This window comes from Streptomyces sp. NRRL WC-3549 (genome assembly GCF_000721935.1).
In the GTDB taxonomy this organism is placed as follows: domain Bacteria; phylum Actinomycetota; class Actinomycetes; order Streptomycetales; family Streptomycetaceae; genus Streptomyces.
In genome coordinates this window covers 169600-173971 of record NZ_KL585394.1, presented here as the reverse complement: position 1 = coordinate 173971, position 4372 = coordinate 169600, and the positions used below count along the sequence as shown (strand labels likewise).

Below are 4372 nucleotides of genomic sequence, written 5' to 3'. Positions count from 1 at the left end.
GCACGGCGGCGACGGGGTGCCCGGCGAGCCGGAGCTGGCGCAGGCGCTGCTCGCGCTGAGCCGGGAGTACGACGAGAAGCACGGCGGCTTCGGCGGCGCCCCCAAGTTCCCGCCGTCCATGGCCGTCGAGTTCCTGCTGCGCCATCACGCCCGTACCGGCGCCGAGGGCGCCCTGGAGATGGCCGCGGACACCTGCGCCGCGATGGCGCGCGGCGGGATCTACGACCAGCTCGGCGCCCCGCTACTCGGTGGACCGGGAGTGGACCGTCCCGCACTTCGAGAAGATGCTGTACGACAACGCCCTGCTGTGCCGGGTGTACGCGCATCTGTGGCGGGCCACCGGCTCGGACCTGGCCCGCCGGGTGGCGCTGGAGACCGCCGACTTCATGGTGCGCGAACTGCGCACCGCCGAGGGCGGTTTCGCCTCCGCGCTGGACGCCGACAGCGAGGACGCGGACGGCAGGCACGTCGAGGGCGCGTACTACGTCTGGACGCCCGCCCAGCTGCGCGAGGTGCTGGGCGAGGACGACGCGGCCTTCGCCGCCGGGTACTTCGGGGTGAGCGAGGAGGGCACCTTCGAGGAGGGCTCCTCGGTCCTCCGGCTCACCCGGACCGGCCCGGACGAGGACCCGGCGCGGGTCGCTGACGTACGGGCCCGGCTGCTCGCCGCGCGCGGCGAGCGGGTGCGGCCGGAGCGCGACGACAAGATCGTCGCCGCCTGGAACGGACTGGCCGTCGCCGCGCTCGCGGAGACCGGCGCCTACTTCGGCCGGCCCGACCTGGTCGAGCGGGCCACCGAGGCGGCCGATCTGCTCGTCCGGGTCCACATGGGCGACACCGCCCGTCTGAGCCGCACCTCCAAGGACGGCCGGGCCGGGGACAACGCCGGGGTCCTGGAGGACTACGGCGATGTGGCGGAGGGGTTCCTGGCGCTGGCCTCCGTCACGGGCGAGGGCGCCTGGCTGGACTTCGCCGGTTTCCTGCTGGACATCGTCCTGGAGCGCTTCACCGGCGAGAACGGCCAGCTGTACGACACCGCCGACGACGCCGAGCAGCTGATCCGCCGCCCGCAGGACCCCACCGACAGCGCCACCCCGGCCGGCTGGACCGCCGCCGCGGGCGCGCTGCTGTCGTACGCCGCGCACACCGGCTCCGAGGCGCACCGCACGGCCGCCGAGGGGGCGCTCGGAGTGGTGAAGGCGCTGGGTCCGAAGGCGCCCCGGTTCACCGGCTGGGGCCTGGCGGTCGCGGAGGCGCTGCTGGACGGTCCCCGTGAGGTGGCGGTGGCCGGGCCGGTCGGCGGGGAGCTGCACCGCACGGCGTTGCTGGGGCGGGCACCCGGGGCCGTGGTGGCTGCCGGGGAGGCCCCCGAGGGCGGTGCGGAGTTCCCGCTGCTGGTGGACCGGCCGCTGGTGGACGGCGCACCGACCGCGTACGTCTGCCGGCACTTCGTGTGCGACGCGCCGACGACGGACGCGGGGGAGCTGGAGAGCAGGCTCGGCGGCTGAGGCGCGGAGCCGCGGAACATGCGCGAGGCCCGGCCGGTGACGGCCGGGCCTCGCGGCGTGCGGGGCGGGGGCGTCACCCGTGCTGGTAGGCCACCAGGGAGATGCCGACGTAGTGCACGGCGAACGCCGCCAGGGTCAGCGAGTGGAAGACCTCGTGGAAGCCGAACCAGCGCGGTGAGGGGTTCGGGCGCTTGATGCCGTAGATCACGCCGCCCGCGCTGTAGAGCAGCCCTCCGACGACGACGAGGACGAGGACCGCGATACCGCCGGTGCGCATGAAGTCCGGCAGGAAGAACACCGCGGCCCAGCCCATCGCGATGTAGCACGGGGTGTAGAGCCAGCGCGGGGCGCCGACCCAGAAGACCCGGAAGGCGATACCGGCCGCCGCGGCGCCCCAGACCGCCCACATGAGCGGCTGACCGGTGGACTCCGGCAGCAGGAGCATCGTCAGCGGGGTGTAGGTGCCCGCGATGATCAGGAAGATGTTGGCGTGGTCCAGCCGCCGCAGCACCGCCTCGCCGCGCGGGCCCCAGGTGCCGCGGTGGTAGACGGCGCTCACGCCGAACAGCAGGCACGCGGTGACTATGTAGACCGTGCAGGCGATCCGCGCGCGGGCGCTGTCCGTCAGCGCGATCAGGGTGATCCCGGCGATGAGCACCGCGGGGAACATTCCGGCGTGCAGCCAGCCGCGCAGCCGTGGTTTCACGGGGACGGGGTCGGTGAGCTCGACGGGCCCGGAAGCGACAGAAGTCATGCCCGCATGCTACCTACGCCTCCGTAGGTAGGAGATGTGAGTGGCGCGCCTCACGTCTGCTCACTTGGGCGGCCCTCTGGACATATGGGCGCGAGAAGCGGAAACTCAAATGAGTGCGGTCGGCACCGGATGAGCGCCATGGGGGAATCGAAGCATCCGGGCCGCAGCCCCCACGGGGCCTCTTCCACAGAAACCCACTTCAAGGAGCGATCGTGGCGCGCGACATCGCGGCTCCCCTCACTGTTCCCACCAACCACCAGGAGCTGGCCTCCTGGGTGGACGAGATCGCGGCAGTCACCGAGCCGGACCGGGTGGTCTGGTGCGACGGCTCCGAGGCCGAGTACGAGCGCCTGTGCGAGGAGCTCGTCGCCAAGGGCACCTTCACCAGGCTCGACCCCGTCAAGCGCCCCAACTCGTACTACGCCGCGTCCGATCCGAGCGACGTCGCCCGCGTCGAGGACCGCACCTTCATCTGCTCCGAGAAGGAGGAGGACGCGGGCCCGACGAACCACTGGAAGGCTCCCGCGGAGATGCGCGAGGTCTTCACGGGGGAACGGGGCGTGTTCCGCGGCTCCATGCGCGGCCGCACGATGTACGTGGTCCCGTTCTGCATGGGACCCGTCGGCTCGCCGCTCTCCGCCATCGGTGTGGAGCTGACCGACTCCGCATACGTCGCGGTGTCGATGCGCACCATGACGCGCATGGGCCGGGAGGTCCTGGACGAGCTCGGCAGCGACGGGTTCTTCGTCAAGGCCGTCCACACCCTCGGCGCGCCGCTCGCCCCCGGCGAGGCGGACGTCCCCTGGCCGTGCAACTCCACCAAGTACATCTCGCACTTCCCCGAGGCCCGCGAGATCTGGTCGTACGGCTCCGGATACGGCGGCAACGCCCTGCTCGGCAAGAAGTGCTACGCGCTGCGCATCGCCTCCGTGATGGCCCGGGACGAGGGCTGGCTCGCCGAGCACATGCTGATCCTCAAGCTCACCCCGCCGCGCGGGGAGAGCAAGTACGTCGCGGCGGCCTTCCCGAGCGCCTGCGGCAAGACCAACCTCGCCATGCTGGAGCCCACGATCTCCGGCTGGACCGTGGAGACCATCGGCGACGACATCGCCTGGATGCGGTTCGGTGAGGACGGCCGGCTGTACGCGATCAACCCGGAGGCGGGTTTCTTCGGCGTGGCGCCCGGTACCGGCGAGCACACCAACGCCAACGCCATGAAGACGATGTGGGGCAACTCCGTCTTCACCAACGTCGCGCTCACCGACGACGGCGACGTGTGGTGGGAGGGCATGACCGAGGAGCCGCCCGCGCACCTCACGGACTGGAAGGGCAACGACTGGACCCCCGAGTCCGGTACGCCCGCCGCCCACCCCAACGCCCGCTTCACCGTCCCGGCCGGGCAGTGCCCGATCATCGCGCCGGAGTGGGAGGACCCCAGGGGCGTGCCGATCTCGGCCATCCTCTTCGGCGGCCGCCGCGCCTCCGCCGTCCCGCTGGTCACCGAGTCCTTCACCTGGCAGCACGGTGTCTTCCTCGGCGCCAACGTGGCCTCGGAGAAGACCGCCGCCGCCGAGGGCAAGGTCGGCGAGCTGCGCCGCGACCCGTTCGCCATGCTGCCGTTCTGCGGCTACAACATGGGCGACTACATGAAGCACTGGGTGGACGTCGGCGCCGACAAGGCCGACCAGTCCAAGCTGCCGAAGATCTACTACGTCAACTGGTTCCGCAAGAACGACGCGGGCGAGTTCGTCTGGCCCGGCTTCGGTGAGAACAGCCGCGTCCTGAAGTGGATCGTGGAGCGTCTGGAGGGCACGGCCGAGGGCGTCGAGAGCCCGATCGGCATCCTGCCCGCCCAGGGTTCCCTGGACACCGAGGGCCTCGACCTGAGCGAGTCCGACCTGGACTTCCTGCTCAAGGTCGACAAGGAGGTCTGGCGCGAGGAGGCCGCCCTCATCCCCGAGCACTTCAACACCTTCGGCGACCACACGCCGAAGGAGCTGTGGGACGAGTACCGCGCCCTGGTCGAGCGCCTGGGCTGACCCGGACCCCGCGGCGGGCGTCACGACATCCGCCCTGACCTGTGGGTCGCCCCCGCCGCGGTACGGCTCCC

The 4372-nt window shown here is 71.8% G+C and carries 2 protein-coding genes and 1 pseudogene; 2 read left to right on the top strand and 1 reads right to left on the bottom strand.

All coding sequences use genetic code 11. The features are described 5' to 3' along the window. Nucleotides 1–1508 (top strand): annotated as a pseudogene (locus IH13_RS37245) (thioredoxin domain-containing protein); the annotation flags it as partial. Nucleotides 1509–1581: 73 nt separating this feature from the next. On the opposite strand, the gene trhA reads toward IH13_RS37245, so the two are convergent. Beyond that, nucleotides 1582–2262: a PAQR family membrane homeostasis protein TrhA gene (trhA, locus tag IH13_RS0111480; RefSeq protein WP_031083508.1), complete on the bottom strand. Its 681-nt coding sequence runs from the start codon at nucleotides 2260–2262 to the stop codon at nucleotides 1582–1584. Nucleotides 2263–2474: 212 nt separating this feature from the next. Here trhA and IH13_RS0111475 point away from each other — a divergent pair, with 212 nt between their 5' ends. Further along, nucleotides 2475–4301, top strand: a complete 1827-nt coding sequence (locus IH13_RS0111475) for a phosphoenolpyruvate carboxykinase (GTP) (RefSeq protein WP_031083506.1) — start codon at nucleotides 2475–2477, stop codon at nucleotides 4299–4301. The last annotated feature ends 71 nt before the right edge of the window (nucleotides 4302–4372 follow it).

Bases quoted from the DNA above. Each gene is read 5' to 3' on its own strand.
- trhA (WP_031083508.1), bottom strand. From the start codon at position 2,262: ATGACTTCTGTCGCTTCCGGGCCCGTCGAGCTCACCGACCCCGTCCCC.